13 protein-coding genes and 1 pseudogene are annotated in these 14,050 nt (G+C 62.9%); 8 read left to right on the top strand and 6 right to left on the bottom strand.

All coding sequences use genetic code 11. From position 1 onward, the window contains the following. Positions 1-135: 135 nt before the first annotated feature. Positions 136-1,191: a hypothetical protein gene (locus tag GDH07_RS08010; protein WP_124421279.1), complete on the bottom strand. Its 1,056-nt coding sequence runs from the start codon at positions 1,189-1,191 to the stop codon at positions 136-138. 173 nt (positions 1,192-1,364) lie between these two features. Here GDH07_RS08010 and GDH07_RS08015 point away from each other — a divergent pair, with 173 nt between their 5' ends. Then, positions 1,365-1,868, top strand: coding sequence for a GrpB family protein (locus GDH07_RS08015; RefSeq protein WP_152897093.1), 504 nt, complete (start codon positions 1,365-1,367; stop codon positions 1,866-1,868). 15 nt (positions 1,869-1,883) lie between these two features. On the opposite strand, the gene GDH07_RS08020 is transcribed toward GDH07_RS08015, so the two are convergent. Then, positions 1,884-2,750 (bottom strand): LysR family transcriptional regulator, encoded by an 867-nt coding sequence (locus GDH07_RS08020; protein WP_152897094.1) that lies wholly within the window; start codon positions 2,748-2,750, stop codon positions 1,884-1,886. Between the two features lie 100 nt (positions 2,751-2,850). Here GDH07_RS08020 and GDH07_RS08025 point away from each other — a divergent pair, with 100 nt between their 5' ends. After that, a complete protein-coding gene (locus GDH07_RS08025; protein WP_022643304.1) occupies positions 2,851-3,774 on the top strand; it encodes a DMT family transporter in 924 nt (307 codons plus the stop codon). A 19-nt stretch (positions 3,775-3,793) separates the two neighbouring features. Here GDH07_RS08025 and GDH07_RS08030 read toward each other — a convergent pair whose 3' ends face one another. The 3 genes from GDH07_RS08030 to GDH07_RS08040 form a co-directional block, all read right to left on the bottom strand. Beyond that, positions 3,794-4,687, bottom strand: a complete 894-nt coding sequence (locus tag GDH07_RS08030) for a DUF2167 domain-containing protein (RefSeq protein ID WP_152897095.1) — start codon at positions 4,685-4,687, stop codon at positions 3,794-3,796. A 148-nt stretch (positions 4,688-4,835) separates the two neighbouring features. After that, positions 4,836-5,207, bottom strand: coding sequence for a VOC family protein (locus GDH07_RS08035; protein WP_152897096.1), 372 nt, complete (start codon positions 5,205-5,207; stop codon positions 4,836-4,838). A 139-nt stretch (positions 5,208-5,346) separates the two neighbouring features. Next, entirely contained in the window at positions 5,347-5,661 is a 315-nt protein-coding gene (locus tag GDH07_RS08040; protein WP_011060220.1) for a helix-turn-helix domain-containing protein, read from the bottom strand. A gap of 441 nt (positions 5,662-6,102) precedes the next feature. Between GDH07_RS08040 and GDH07_RS32815 the strand changes: the two are divergent. The 3 genes and pseudogenes from GDH07_RS32815 to GDH07_RS08050 form a co-directional block, all read left to right on the top strand. After that, a pseudogene (locus tag GDH07_RS32815) lies at positions 6,103-6,384 on the top strand (PAS domain-containing protein); the annotation flags it as partial. A 186-nt stretch (positions 6,385-6,570) separates the two neighbouring features. Then, entirely contained in the window at positions 6,571-7,668 is a 1,098-nt protein-coding gene (locus GDH07_RS08045) for a methyl-accepting chemotaxis protein (protein ID WP_022643308.1), read from the top strand. Positions 7,669-7,686: 18 nt separating this feature from the next. Beyond that, positions 7,687-9,420, top strand: a complete 1,734-nt coding sequence (locus GDH07_RS08050) for a putative bifunctional diguanylate cyclase/phosphodiesterase (RefSeq protein ID WP_152897098.1) — start codon at positions 7,687-7,689, stop codon at positions 9,418-9,420. On the opposite strand, the gene GDH07_RS08055 is transcribed toward GDH07_RS08050, so the two are convergent. Continuing rightward, entirely contained in the window at positions 9,375-10,139 is a 765-nt protein-coding gene (locus GDH07_RS08055) for a substrate-binding periplasmic protein (protein ID WP_152897099.1), read from the bottom strand. The genes GDH07_RS08050 and GDH07_RS08055 overlap by 46 nt on opposite strands. A 137-nt stretch (positions 10,140-10,276) precedes the next feature. Between GDH07_RS08055 and dnaX the strand changes: the two genes are divergently transcribed. The 3 genes from dnaX (at position 10,277) to GDH07_RS08070 (ending at position 14,047) form a co-directional block, all read left to right on the top strand. Further along, the gene (gene dnaX / locus GDH07_RS08060; protein ID WP_152897100.1) at positions 10,277-12,397 is read left to right on the top strand and encodes a DNA polymerase III subunit gamma/tau; all 2,121 of its coding nucleotides are present in this window, start codon (positions 10,277-10,279) and stop codon (positions 12,395-12,397) included. A 70-nt stretch (positions 12,398-12,467) separates the two neighbouring features. Beyond that, positions 12,468-12,806: a YbaB/EbfC family nucleoid-associated protein gene (locus GDH07_RS08065; RefSeq protein WP_031321305.1), complete on the top strand. Its 339-nt coding sequence runs from the start codon at positions 12,468-12,470 to the stop codon at positions 12,804-12,806. A gap of 197 nt (positions 12,807-13,003) precedes the next feature. Continuing rightward, entirely contained in the window at positions 13,004-14,047 is a 1,044-nt protein-coding gene (locus GDH07_RS08070; RefSeq protein ID WP_152897101.1) for an NADP-dependent oxidoreductase, read from the top strand. The last annotated feature ends 3 nt before the right edge of the window (positions 14,048-14,050 follow it).

Genomic DNA, 14,050 nt, shown 5'->3' on the forward strand with positions numbered 1-14,050 from the left:
CTATCTTCGACTGCTCATCGTTGAGTCAAGTCGCAGGACTGCTTCGTTTCCATTTTAAAAGACCTCTCTGCGCCAGTTCGGAGAACGAACTGCGGAAGAATCAGCAACGGTCGCAGTTGTCCTTGGCATGGCGACTCAGAGGCCGGGATCAAACAGCGATTTGCTGGAATCCAATGGTTTTCTGAGGTAGAGAGGAATGCCATCCAGTTTGCTGAAATCAGGTTTGAGCTTTTTACCTCCCTTGGGCGCAGGCGCTGCTGGCTTGGCCTCCGGAGCGGCGGCAGCCGGTCCTGTTGTACCTTCAAGACCGATCATGTGTTTGAGCTGGAGCAGGTTGGCCTGGGCGAGATTGTCATAGATCTTCGCGCAAGCGCTGTCCAATGATGGGGGCCGGCGTGCGCTGGGCAGGTTCGCATAGGCGTTGAGGCAGATGTAGAACAGGTCGTTGGTCCAGGTGGTCATTTCGGTAATGCGCTGGACCGCTTCGGCAATTGCCTGCACGTCTGCGGCAGGAAGAGTGGTGGCAGGCGCGGCACTCAGGGTTGCTGCGCTGGAGGTTTGCACCATTGCTTGCTGCGCTTGCTTGAGCTGGGCCTGCATGGCGTCGATATTGCCTTGCATGGTTTTGGCTTCTTCACTGCCAGCGGTCATTTTGGCCAATTTGTCCTGAGCGTCCTTGATCATCTTGCTCTGGTCGATCAGGTATTGGCTGTTGGCGGTCGAACTGGCGCTGGTCAGGGCCACGGCGGGGCCCTTGGCTACACCGGTGAGTTGCTCGATTGCAAGAATGGCGACGGTGTTGCGTTGGTTGCGGGTCATGTACATCTGATACATGTCGGCAGTTATCGCCCCATTGGCATAAGCCTGGCACACGGCAAACAGCTGGTCGCGCAGGAGCTGGATGGATTGGGTGCGCAGGCCAATACTGGCTCCGGACTGCTGGTACGCGGCAGACAGCGCCGCGATATCTTCCTTGGACGCCGTGCCTGATGCTGCGAATGTCTTCAAGGCGTCGGGGCTGGGCTCGGGGCAGATGATCCGGACATCCTGAAGGACGTTGTTGACCAACTCCTTGCGCTCGATACCTGTTATGACTCGATCCTCTGCCTGGAGAGTCCGGGTCGATAGGCGGGCGGTGGTGCAGCCCGACAACAAAGCCAGGCAAAGAGCTGCTGACAAGGCTCGTTTCATCGAATTCCCTTCCGTTGGATCATGGTTTTTCATGTTCTGCCGGAGTCTAGATGCAGTCAGAAGATCGATATGGCGCTTCGCCATATTGCTGACGAGTGGCAAGTACCGAAGCACTCGCGAGGGTGTAGTAGTGCCCTGGATAATCGAAACGAACGCACATCCAAGGAGTGAACATGGCGTTGACCAGCAAGATTTCCCCCTACGACCCGCGATGGCCCCTGGCATTCGCCGCGGAGCGCGAGCGCATTGCGCCGGGTTTTGTCGGCGAGCTGCTGGACATTCATCACGTGGGCAGTACTGCGGTGGCCGGGCTTGCGGCCAAGCTGGAAATCGATGTGCTGCTGGTGGTCGCGCAGCATCGGGACGAGGCGCTGCGCCAGGCTTTCATGGCGACCCTGGGTTATGTCCGGGGCAGCGACTTGTCTGCCGGGCATCATTTCTATCGGCGGGACGTCGATGGGGTGCGGACCCACAAGGTGCATGTGTGCCTGGCGGGGCATGGGCAAATCCGGCGGATGCTGGGGTTTCGCGACCTGTTGCGCAGTGATCCGAACCTGCGCCAGCGCTATCAGGAACTGAAGCTGCAACTGGAAGCCAGTAACCGCGACGGTATCGGTGAGTATCTTGCACGCAAGGCGCCTTTCATTGATGCAGTGATGGAGAGCTGTCGATCGTGACCGCTCCGGGCGCGCTCATGCGCCGAGTTTCTCGCGCAGCAACTGGGCGAAGGCATCCCGGGCGCGGTGCTGCTGCACGTCCTGATGCCAGACAAAACGGTTGTCCACCGGCGCCAGGTCATCGAAGCGTTGCACGGTCAGGGTCGAGGACTGCGCATAGCGCTCCAGCACGCCTTCGGGGATCAGCGACACCCCCACACCCGCGCTGACGCAGCCGATGATGGTGCCCCAGCTGGCATAACCGGTGATCGGCAGGTTCAGGCCGTGCTTGCCGAGCCAGTTCTCCAGGGCGCGGCGATAGGGGCAACCGGCTGGCCACATGAACAGGTGCTGGCCTTGCAGGTCGCTGGCGCTGTGGATCGGAGCGCTACCGGCACTGGAAATCAGCACCAGGGGTTCGTGGTAGAGCACGGTTTGCTGCAGTTTCGCCGGCAGGGTATCGATGGCCACCAGGGCGCCGTCGATGCGCTGGTGGCGCAATTCTTCGAAGAGTTGCGACCAGGTGCCGGTGACCAGTTCCACGCTGACTTGTGGGTAGCGCCGGTGATACTCGGCCAGCAGCGGGGGCAGGCGGCCGCCGGCGCAGGACTCGATCGAGCCCAGGCGCAGCAGGCCGCTGGGTTCGGCCTGGCTATCCACCGCGCGTCGGGCTTCATCCACCAGGGCGAGGATGCGCTCGCTATAGCCGAGGAAGATTTCCCCGGCCGGGCTGATCCTCAGGCCGCGCCCGATGCGAGTGAACAAGGGAGTGCCCAGTTCGTTTTCCAGCTGCTTGAGGCGGTTGGTGATGTTGGACGGCACGCAGTACAGCTGCTCGGCCGCGCGAGCGATGCTGCCGAAGCGGGCCACGGCCTGCACCATCTTCAATTGAGTCAGTTCCATCGTTCATTTCCAGTGAGCAATGGGCTCAGTATTGATCAATTGTGGTGAGCTTTCGAGGGCGTGACACTGTAGTTCCCTACCTTGCCTGGAAGTTTGTCTCGTGAAGATCTCGCCCTCGCTGAAACTGGTTCTGGCCACGGCCATGGTCATCTTGTGCTGGGCCTATTCGCCGGTGGGCATCCATATCGGCCTTGAGGGCTACAGTCCCGGGCACCTGGCACTGCTGCGCTTTCTCATCGCTTCGGTATTCATGGTCGGCATTGCGCTGGTTGCAGGTATTTCCCTGCCGCGCTGGCGTGACATGCCCTGGTTGCTGGTGCTGGGGTTCTTCGCCATCGCCCTGCATCACGTCAGCCTCAACTACGGGCAGCAGGGTTTGAGTGCCGGCGCGTCCAGCGTGTTGGCGCAATCGGCACCGATCTTCAGCACCCTGATCGCGTTTTTCTGGCTCAAGGAGCCGGTCAGTGCCTGGCGCTGGAGTTGTGTGGCGCTGGGCCTGGTGGGCGCATTGCTGGTGGTGGCTGGTGATCGCGGCCTGGGTTCGATCCAGCCGCAGGGCTTGCTGGTGCTGCTGGCGGCTTTTTCCTGGGGGCTGTATTTCGTGCTGCAGCGGCGCTTTTCCGGGCGCCACGGGCTCTTGACCACCACTTGCTACATGGTCTGGGGCGGTACCTTGCTGTTGGCGGTGTATACCCCGGGCCTGGCCCAGACCGTTGTCCAGGCGCCCTTGCGGGTGAACCTGGCGGTGCTGTTGCTGGGGTTGTTTCCCAGCGCGCTGGCCTACCTGGCCTGGGCCTATGTGCTGGCGCGGGTCGAGGTCAGCCGGGCGTCGATCGCCATGTACCTGATCCCGCCGGTGGCCATGTTGTTGGCCGCGATCGTCTTGGGCGAGACGTTGCGCTCCGGGGTGGTGCTGGGGGCGGCGGTGGTGCTGGGCAGTGTGATGGCGATGCAGTTGGAGGGGCGCTGGCGCTGGAGCAAGAGCGCCAGTGCACGTGCCATGAACGACAAGGCCCCGGTTTGACGGGGCCTTGTGCAGTGGATCAGCTTTTCTTCTTGAACAGTCGGCCGATGAAGGCGACGACGGCAAGCACGCCGATGACGATGAACTTCTTGCCGGCCAGGAGCAGGACCCCGAGCTTGGCGAACAGTCCGGCCTTACTGGCGATACCGCCGGCCACCAGGGCTGCCAGGCCATAGGTGGCCAGCTTGTCGGTGCTCGGGTTGTAGTCGGCGTAGCGGTTGCCGTCGGTGAAGTTGGTGAAGGCCAGCACCTTGGGAATCTCGCGCTTGATGGTGGGCAGGTCTTGCATGGAAGCGACCGCATTGAGTTCCAGCACGCCTTCACGGCCCAGCACGCGGATGCTGTAGTTCAGGGTGTTGCTTTCGGCGCCTTCGGCCTTGAGTTCGCGGGCCCAGTACATCTTGTGCGATTGCGCGTCATAGCTTGGCTGCTCGGCCCAGCCCAGCAGGTGAATGGCGCTGTAGCCCTGTTCCTTGCGTTCTTTGTTGTCTTCCTCGTCCGCGGCCTGCATTTCTTTGAGCAGGTCCTGGTAGTCGATCTTCGCTGCATCGTCGTCGGAGATGTGGCCGTCGTTCTTGTAGCTGATGATCACTCCCCAGCCTTCGGCGGCCAGCGGGCTGACGGCGCTGGGCACGATCATGCCCAGGGTGGTGAAGCCGGGCGGGTTGCCCCAGCCTTCGGTCAGCAGCTTCTCGGTGTCCTTGGGAGTGAGGTAGTAGAACTCTTTGCTCAGGTCGAGGCTGGCGATGTCGCCAGGTAGCTTGATGTTGCCGTGGCGTGGCGAGAGCGAGGCGAGAAACTGTTCGGCAGTCTGGGTTTCGGCGTCCTTGGTGTCGGGCGTGTCGGCAGCGTTGGCCAAGAATGGGGTGGCGCAGAGCACGACCATGGCCATGAGGTGACGCAGGTACTTCATCGTATTCCCTTACATTTTGTGACAAGTGATAGGCGCGCAAGGATAGCGATGAGCCGCGTGCTGCTCAATGCAATGTTTCCATTTATTTCCGATGACTGGCAGAAGGGCAGCCCAAGGGCGGCGATTGCGCCCTTGGGGGATAAACGGATCAGTTCGCGGTGAGGAACAGCACTCGCAGGCGGTGTCCGTCCGGGTCGAGGGCGAGCAGGGTGTAGCCGAAACCCGTCACGGTCGGCTCCTGGACGATGGGGATGCCCAGCGCCTGCCAGTGACGATGCAGTTCATCCACGGCTTCGCGGCTGTCCACGGCCCAGCCCAGTTCGCCACCGCCGGCCAGTACCTGGGATTCGGGTCTGACGACCTGGCGGGACCAGAGCCCGAGCTTGATTCCCGAGTCGAGGATGAACAGGGTGAAATCCGCCGAAGCCTGCACCGGCGGTTTGTCCAGCAGCCGGCTGTAGAAGTCGGCGCTGGCGATGGGGCTATCCACGTAGAGCAAAAAATAGGTGTTGGTGATCATCATGACTCCTGGGGGGCTGGATTGGAGCGGCAGCTTATGCGCCGAGTCCGTCAGTTCCTGTCAGGAGTCGCAAGGTGAAAAAGAGACCTGCTCGCAAGGGGGGGCGAGCAGGCCTCTCTTGGTTGATTGACTGCGGGGCTCAAGGCTTGGACAAGGCCTGGTCTACCGCTGCTATCAGCTTTCCCAGATCCTTCGGGGTGGCTTTGTGAATGACACCGAACAAATAAGCCCGCTGTTCCTCTTCATCACCCAGATCGGCGAAGAAGGCTTTCAGCTTCACTCCCAGTACTTCGGCCAATAGAAATAGAGCTTCAACGCTGGGGGTGTAGGTGCCGGTTTCGAAGCGGCTGATGGTTTTGGGGTCAAAACCGGTTTTTTCACCTAGTTCAGCCTGAGTAAGCCCCGCTACCTTTCGATAGCGCTTGATGGCTGCACCCAAACTTGAAATTTGCATCGCTCAATTCCCATTTAGAATCAAGAACTTAACGATAAATATTGGCATTAGACAACACCATGTTTCATCACCTTGCTTTGCAAAATGTGATGCATTTCGTAGAATCGGCGCTTCGGACAGGTATTTGGTGATCTAGTTTCAGAAGGCAGGTTTATGAAACAAGAAATCATTGCATTTCCCTTGTTCACCTAAACCCAGGACTTGGCAGAGGCTCGAACGTCTCGTAATCCCGCCAACACTCCGTCCGCCGCCTCCATCTGACGCCTTACCTGATCCTAGTTGATCTATGTCGCACCGACGGTCAACCGCGGCGCAAACCCGCTGTACGGCTGCAATCAGGGCGTATCTTCCGATTGAGTCGTGCCGCCAGGAAAGTAATCGCCAATCAATTAATGCCGGCTCCGGCAACTATTGATTGCAGGCTGTCTATGGAGTTCTAAAGTGCGTCTCAATTTGCCGGTCAACTCTATCGAGCAGACCTTTCCCGACCAGCAGCGGCTTATCTCCGCCACCGACACCAGCAGTCACATCACGTACTGCAATGCCGAGTTCGCCGCCATGAGCGGCTTCAGCCAGGCCGAACTGATCGGCAGCACCCACAACCTGGTGCGGCATCCCGATATGCCGGCTGCGGTGTTCGAATCCATGTGGCGCTATCTCAAGGCCGGGCGCAGTTGGATGGGAGTGGTGAAGAACCGCTGCAAGAACGGCAACTTCTATTGGGTCAGCGCTTATGTCACGCCGATCCTCGAGGACGGGCGATTGGTGGGGTATGAGTCGGTGCGGGTCAAGCCGACCCGGGAGCAGGTAAGCCGTGCCGAGGCCCTGTATGCAAGGTTGCGTGCCGACAAATCACCGGTCCCGGCCTGGCGGCGCCTGGAGGCTGGCGCCCGGCCTTTGTTACTGCCCATGGCCGTAGCCACGGCCTGCCTTGCGGCATTCAATTGGTTGCCGACCCTGGCGGCCCAGGGCCTGACGCTGGCTGGCTTCCTCGGCGTCGGTCTGTTGGCTCAGCGCCGCTTGGGACGACAACTCAAGGAGATCGTCAGCAGCACACCGAACACCTTCGCCGATCCGATCTGCGCCCTGGCCTATAGCGAATCCCTTGGTCCGGCAGCGCAGCTGCAGATGATCCTGGTGAGCGAGGAGGCACGGTTGAAAACCGCCTTGACCCGCCTCAGCGACCTGGCCCGGCAGATGGCGGAAGCGGCGGCCGATTCCAGTCAGTTGTCCAGCCGCACCGAGACCGCTCTTCTGGAGCAGCGAGCGGAAACCGACATGACCGCCGCTGCCATGACCCAGATGGCCGCTTCGATCACCGAAGTCGCCGAGCATGTGCAGCACACCGCCAGCCAAGCCCATACCGCCAACCTGCTGGCACAGCAGGGCAGCGAGGTGGCAGGCACTTCCCGTGACGCCATCCAGGTGCTGGCGCGCACGGTCACCCAGATCAACCAAGCGGTTGGGGACCTGGCCGGGCAGACCCAGGACATCATGGTGGCGGCGAGCATGATCCAGGCGATCGCCGACCAGACCAACCTGCTGGCCCTGAATGCGGCGATCGAGGCCGCGAGGGCCGGCGAACAAGGACGCGGGTTCGCCGTGGTGGCCGACGAGGTGCGGGCCCTGGCCGGCAAGACCCGGGAATCCACCGAGCAGATCCAGGGCATCATCCACAGCCTGCGGGCCGGGGCCGACGAAGCGGTGCAGATCGCCAGCCTGGGGATCGAGGAGGCCGAGCAGGGGGTACAGCAGGTATTGCAGGCGCAGCAGGCCTTGCAAGGCATCGGCGCCGCGGTCGAGCGCATCACCGACATGAGCCAGCAGATGGCCGCCGCTTCGCAGGAGCAGTCCCATGTAGCCGAATCGGTGTCGGAACAGATCAACAGTGTCGCCGCCACGGTGCAGCGCACTGCCGAGGACGCCAGCGCCGGGGTGCTGCGTGGCGCCGAGCTGGAAAACATCTCTTCCGGGCTGCATGCCCTGGTCGAGCGGTTCAACCGCTAGCGACAGTGAGTTCGACTCATGGATGAGAAATACCGCAGGGCCGTCGATGCCGCCGCCATTTTTTCCGAAACCGACCTGGCCGGACGCATCACCTATGTCAACGACCTGTTCTGCCAGGTCTCGGGCTACAGCCGCGAAGAGCTGATCGGCGCCGACCACAGCATGCTCAGCTCCGGACTGCATGCTCCGGAGTTCTTCGCCGGGCTGTGGAGCACCATTACCCGGGGCCAGGTATGGAAGGGCGAGATCTGCAACCGCGCCAAGGACGGTAGCCTGTACTGGGTCGACAGCACCATGGTGCCGCTGGTGGACCAGCGTTCGGGGCGCGTGGTGCGCTATGTGTCGATTCGTTTCGATGTCAGCGAAAAACGCCAGCTCCTGCATTCCCTGCAATGGCGGGTCGGGCATGACGTGCTCACTGGGCTGCCCAATCGCGCGTTCCTCTCCGACCGGCTGCACCAGGCCCTGGAGTTCTCCCGCCAGGAGGAAATTCCCCTGGCGGTATGCATGCTCGACCTCGATGGCTTCAAGGCGGTCAACGACGGTTATGGCCATGCCTGTGGCGATCTGCTGCTGGTGGAAGTGGCCGCGCGGCTGCGCTCGATCATTCGTGGCGAAGACGTGGTGGCGCGCCTGGGGGGCGACGAGTTCGTGCTGATCCTGCGTTACGTGCGCGACATGCTGGAGTTGCGCGCCGCGCTGCAACGGGTGCTGGCCACCATTTCCCAGCCTTATTCGATCCAGGGCAAGGACATCAATGTCTTCGCCAGTATCGGCGTGACCCTGTTTCCTGCCGACAACCAGGATGCCGACACCCTGCTGCGCCATGCCGATCAGGCCATGTACGTGGCCAAGCAGAGCGGCCGCAACCGCTTCCACCTGTTCGATGTATTGCGCGATCGCGAGGTGATGGTCACCTACCAGACCGTCGAACAGGTGCGCCAGGCCCTGGATGGCGGGCAATTGCGGTTGTTCTTCCAGCCCAAGGTGAACATGCGCAGCGGGACCGTGGTGGGCCTGGAGGCCATGTTGCGCTGGCAGCATCCGCAGCGCGGATTGCTGGCGGCCCACGAGTTCCTGCCCCAGGTGGAAGAGACCGACCTGATCGTCGATATCGGCGAATGGGTCATGGATGGCGTGATGGACCAGTTGCAATGCTGGCAGGCCGCCGGCCAGCAATGGCCGGTCAGCCTGAATGTCGCCGCCCGGCATTTCCAGCGTGCGGATTTCGTCGAGCGGCTCAAGGGCATGCTCGATCGTTTTCCGGACGTGTCTCCAGCCCTGCTGGATTTGGAGATCGTCGAGTCGGTAGCCATCGACAACATCCGCAAAGTCAGTGATTGCCTGGATGCCTGCCAGGGTTTTGGCGTGCAGTTCTCCCTGGGCGACTTCGGCACCGGGCATTCGTCCCTGAGCTATCTCAAGCACCTGCGGACCCAGACCATCAAGATCGACCGGTTGTTCGTGCGCGACATGCTCCACGACCAGGACGACCAGGCGCTGGTCCAGGCCCTGGTGGGGCTGGCCCAGGCGTTTGGCCGCCAGGTGGTGGCCGAGGGCCTGGAAAGCCTGGCCCATGGCGAGCGCCTGATGGCCCTGGGCTGCGAGGTGGCCATGGGTGACTTCATCGCCGCGCCGATGCCGGCGGGCGCCGTGCTGGAGTGGGCCCATCGCTATCTGCCGCCGCCAGCCTGGCGCGTCGGCTCTCAGGGCGTGGCCGAGGCTTGCGCGGGCGGGGCGGAATCGACGTAGCGCTGGACGATGGCATCGATTTCGCCGGATTCCTTCATTTGCCGCAGAGTGCCCAGGATCTGTTCGCCCGGTACGGCCGGATCATTGCGCACATAACAGCCCACGGCCTGGTCCTGAACCAGGGCGACCCCATGCAGCGGGTTGTCGCTGGCCTGGGTCTTGTTGAACCAGTCCAGGGTCCACTGGCTGGCGATGGCGTAGCGGTAGCGGCCCACCACCAGCTTCTGCAGTACCTGCTGCTCGTTGCGTGCGTCATCGCGGATCAGCAGGTTGGCGTCGAACAGTGGCTGCAAGGGGGCATAGGTATAGCTAAGGACGGTGCCGATGTGCTGGCGCGGCAGGTCGCCGAGCTTGACGATGGCGGGTATCGGGCTGGTGCTCACCAGCAAGTTGCGCTGGCGGAACAGCGGGGCGCTCCACAGGTAGTCGGCGGACGGAGCCGGCAGCCAGGCCGGGGCGGCGTAGCAGCGCACGTCGACTTCGCCCTGGGCCATGGCCTTCTGTACCCGGGCCCGGGCCAGGACATGGAATTCGGCACGCAGGCCCAGATGCCGGGCCAGGCTGTCCATGGTGTCGTAGAGAATGCCGCCGCTGGGGCGATCGTCCTCCAGCGCGACGGTCGGCATGGTCCAGCTGTCGGCGACGGCGAAGCGCAGGGGCGGTTCCGTGGCATGCAGGTTGCCGCAGAGCAGAAGCAGGGCGCCTGGGGTCCAGCGCATAGAGTCTCCGGGTATCGGCGAGCGGGCAATCCTTGGCAAAAGTCAGCTTAGACAGATTAGACGAGCGCGCCGGATGCAATTTCGCCCTTGCTCCGCTAGCATTACCGGCTTCCGCTTTCCAGTTGCGACGGTTTTCGATGAGTTATCAGGTTCTTGCACGTAAATGGCGTCCGCGCTCGTTCCGCGAAATGGTCGGCCAGACCCATGTGCTCAAGGCTCTGATCAATGCCTTGGACAGCCAGCGGCTGCACCATGCCTACCTGTTTACCGGTACGCGCGGGGTGGGCAAGACCACCATCGCGCGGATCATTGCCAAATGCCTGAATTGTGAAACGGGCATCACTTCCACCCCATGCGGCACCTGTTCGGTGTGCACCGAGATCGACGAAGGGCGCTTCGTCGACCTGATCGAGATCGACGCCGCTAGCCGGACCAAGGTCGAGGACACCCGCGAACTGCTGGACAACGTGCAGTACGCCCCGAGCCGCGGGCGCTTCAAGGTCTACCTGATCGACGAAGTGCACATGCTCTCCAGCCACTCGTTCAACGCTCTGCTCAAGACCCTCGAGGAGCCGCCGCCCTACGTCAAGTTCATCCTGGCGACCACCGATCCGCAGAAACTGCCGGCGACCATCCTGTCCCGCTGCCTGCAGTTCTCCCTGAAGAACATGACCCCCGAGCGGGTGGTCGAACACCTGAGCCATGTGCTGGGTGTGGAGAACGTGCCGTTCGAGGACGACGCCCTGTGGCTGCTGGGTCGCGCTGCCGATGGTTCGATGCGCGACGCCATGAGCCTCACCGACCAGGCCATCGCCTTTGGCGAGGGCAAGGTCATGGCCGCCGATGTACGAGCGATGCTCGGCACCCTCGATCACGGCCAGGTCTACGATGTGCTCCATGGGCTGATCGAGGGCGATGCCAAGGCTCTGCTGGAGGCTGTGCGTCACTTGGCGGAGCAGGGGCCGGACTGGAACGGCGTGCTCTCGGAGATCCTCAACGTGCTGCACCGGGTGGCCATCGCCCAGGCGTTGCCCGAGGGCGTCGACAACGGCCACGGCGATCGCGAGCGAGTGCTGGCCCTGGCCCAGGCCCTGCCGGCCGAAGACGTACAGTTCTATTACCAGATGGGCCTGATTGGCCGGCGCGACCTGCCCCTGGCGCCGGACCCGCGTGGCGGTTTCGAAATGGTCCTGCTGCGGATGCTGGCCTTCCGGCCGGCGGATACCGCGGATGCACCGAGACAACCGCTAAAGCCAGTGGGGATCAGCCAGGCCACAGTTGATTCCGCCCAAGCCGTGGCGGCGCCAGCAGCGGTCGCGTCCGTTGCCGTGCCTGTGGCCAGTGTGCCGGTCGCTCCGGCTCCTGCCGCACCTCCTGCTGCGGAGCCGGTAGCCGAACCGGCCGCCGCGCCAACAGCAATACCTGCGCCAGCACCCGAGCCAGCCCCGGCCTCGGTCGAAGCCGCTCCTGAACCTGAGCCGGTGCAGGCCGAAGAAATAGTCGACCTGCCGTGGAACGACCCGGTGGAGCCACCGCTGGAACAACAGCCGGCCGTGGAGCCGATGCTGGATGTCATCGCCGAACCACCGGAGTTGCCGGCAGTGCTGACTCCGGTGCCGGACAGCGTGGTGCCGGACGTCCCCGAGTGGGCCAGTGCGCCGATGCCCGAGCCGACCGTGGCCCAGGTGGATGCCGCGACCCCGGGGAGCGACCTGGACGACGAGCCGCCGCTGGACGAGGACTACATCGAGCCGGACATGGATTCGGCCTACAGCTACCTCGATGAACTGGCCAGCGAACATACCGCCGAGCCGGCCCCGGAACCCGAGCCTGAGCCGGCCGCCATGCCGGCCACCGGCCTGGCCCTGGAGTGGCTGGAACTGTTTCCGAAGCTGCCTATTTCCGGGATGACAGGCAGTATTGCCGCCAACTGCACCCTGATCGCGGTGGACGGCGACCAGTGGCTGCTGCATCTGGATCCGGCCCACAGCGCGCTGTTCAACGCCACCCAGCAGCGCCGTCTCAACGAAGCGCTGAACCAGTACCACGGGCGTACGCTGACGCTGAACATCGAGCTGATCAAGCCCGAGCAGGAAACCCCGGCCCAGGCCGCGTCCCGGCGTCGCGCCGACCGTCAGCGCGAAGCGGAGGAGTCGATTCATGGCGATCCGTTCATCCAGCGGATGGTCCAGGAGTTCGGTGCCGTGGTGCGCCACGATACTATTGAACCTGTCGAGGCCCCGGCCGCGCAGGGTTGAGCATTTAACTTAAAGGGCGCCGGCCAAGGGCCGGGCGCCGTTCTCATCACCATACTTTGAGGTAATTACCATGATGAAAGGTGGCATGGCCGGCCTGATGAAGCAGGCGCAGCAGATGCAGGAAAAGATGGCCAAGATGCAGGAAGAACTGGCCAACGCCGAAGTCACCGGCAAGGCCGGGGGCGACATGGTCAGCGTGGTCATGACCGGCCGTCATGACATCAAGCGCGTGAGCATCGACCCGAGCCTGCTGGAAGGCGTCAGCGACGACGACCGCGAAGTGCTGGAAGACTTGTTCGCTGCAGCGGTGAACGACGCCGTGCGCAAGATCGAAGCCAACAGCCAGGAAAAGATGTCCGGCATGACCGCCGGCATGCAGCTGCCTCCGGGCATGAAGCTGCCTTTCTGATTCGCTGCGGCTTATCGGATTGCAACGAACAATGCCAGGCCCGGAGCCTGGCATTTTTTTGCCCATCGATTGGCCGGCGGGGGCCCAAGCGCCCCGTGCGCCACTGCGGCCAGGGGCAGAAACATCGAACACCGGTGCCTGGCCATGGTCTGCACCCTATACAGTCTTGTCCATTCATCGATAACGGAGTGTCTGTGATGCCGCAAACAATGACCCTCAATCAGCGTGTGGTACTGGTGTCGCGCCCCCAGGGCGCGCCGGTTCCGGAGAACTTTCGCCTGGAGCGGGTGACGCTGCCGGAGCTGGCGGACGGCCAGGTGCTGCTCAAGACCCTGTACCTGTCCCTGGACCCCTATATGCGTGGGCGCATGAGCGATGCGCCCTCCTACGCGGCGCCGGTGGAGATCGACGAAGTCATGACCGGTGGTGCCGTGAGCCGGGTCGAGCGTTCGCTGAATCCCAAGTTCCAGGAAGGCGACCTGGTGGTGGGCGCCACCGGCTGGCAGAGCCACTGCATCAGCGATGGGCGCAACCTGGTGCCAGTACCGGCGGGCTTGCCCAGCCCGTCCATGGCCCTGGGAGTGCTGGGTATGCCCGGCATGACCGCCTACATGGGGTTGATGGACATCGGCCAGCCCAAGGCCGGAGAGACCCTGGTGGTGGCTGCGGCATCCGGGGCGGTGGGTTCGGTGGTGGGGCAGGTGGCCAAGCTCAAGGGGTTGCGGGTGGTGGGAGTCGCCGGTGGGGCCGACAAATGCCGCTACGTGGTGGAGGAACTGGGATTCGATGCCTGTATCGATCACAAGAGCCCGGAGTTCGCCGACGAGCTGGCCCAGGCGTGCTTCAAGGGCGTGGATATCTATTTCGAGAACGTCGGCGGCAAGGTGTTCGATGCGGTGCTGCCGTTGCTCAATGCCAAGGCACGCATCCCCTTGTGTGGCCTGATTGCCCAGTACAACGCCCGGGAGTTGCCGGTGGGGCCGGATCGCCTGCCGCTGTTGCAACGCAGCCTGTTGACCAAGCGGGTACGGATCCAGGGGTTCATCGTATTCGACGACTACGGTGATCGCCAACCGGAGTTCATCAAGGCCATGGCGCCCTGGGTGCGCGAGGGCAAGGTCAAGTTCAAGGAGGATGTGGTCGAAGGCCTGGAGCAGGCGCCGCAAGCGTTCATCGGCCTGCTGGAAGGGCGCAACTTCGGCAAGCTGGTGGTCAAGGTCGCCACCGACGGCAGCATTTGACGC

The organism is Pseudomonas piscis (genome assembly GCF_009380155.1).
In the GTDB taxonomy this organism is placed as follows: Bacteria; Pseudomonadota; Gammaproteobacteria; order Pseudomonadales; family Pseudomonadaceae; genus Aquipseudomonas; species Aquipseudomonas piscis.

Coding starts and splice junctions, on each gene's coding strand:
- dnaX (WP_152897100.1), top strand. CDS start 10,277: ATGAGTTATCAGGTTCTTGCACGTAAATGGCGTCCGCGCTCGTTCCGC.
- GDH07_RS08035 (WP_152897096.1), bottom strand. CDS start 5,207: ATGATCACCAACACCTATTTTTTGCTCTACGTGGATAGCCCCATCGCC.
- GDH07_RS08065 (WP_031321305.1), top strand. CDS start 12,468: ATGATGAAAGGTGGCATGGCCGGCCTGATGAAGCAGGCGCAGCAGATG.
- GDH07_RS08045 (WP_022643308.1), top strand. CDS start 6,571: ATGGCCGTAGCCACGGCCTGCCTTGCGGCATTCAATTGGTTGCCGACC.
- GDH07_RS08015 (WP_152897093.1), top strand. CDS start 1,365: ATGGCGTTGACCAGCAAGATTTCCCCCTACGACCCGCGATGGCCCCTG.
- GDH07_RS08040 (WP_011060220.1), bottom strand. CDS start 5,661: ATGCAAATTTCAAGTTTGGGTGCAGCCATCAAGCGCTATCGAAAGGTA.
- GDH07_RS08020 (WP_152897094.1), bottom strand. CDS start 2,750: ATGGAACTGACTCAATTGAAGATGGTGCAGGCCGTGGCCCGCTTCGGC.
- GDH07_RS08050 (WP_152897098.1), top strand. CDS start 7,687: ATGGATGAGAAATACCGCAGGGCCGTCGATGCCGCCGCCATTTTTTCC.
- GDH07_RS08055 (WP_152897099.1), bottom strand. CDS start 10,139: ATGCGCTGGACCCCAGGCGCCCTGCTTCTGCTCTGCGGCAACCTGCAT.
- GDH07_RS08030 (WP_152897095.1), bottom strand. CDS start 4,687: ATGAAGTACCTGCGTCACCTCATGGCCATGGTCGTGCTCTGCGCCACC.
- GDH07_RS08010 (WP_124421279.1), bottom strand. CDS start 1,191: ATGAAACGAGCCTTGTCAGCAGCTCTTTGCCTGGCTTTGTTGTCGGGC.
- GDH07_RS08070 (WP_152897101.1), top strand. CDS start 13,004: ATGCCGCAAACAATGACCCTCAATCAGCGTGTGGTACTGGTGTCGCGC.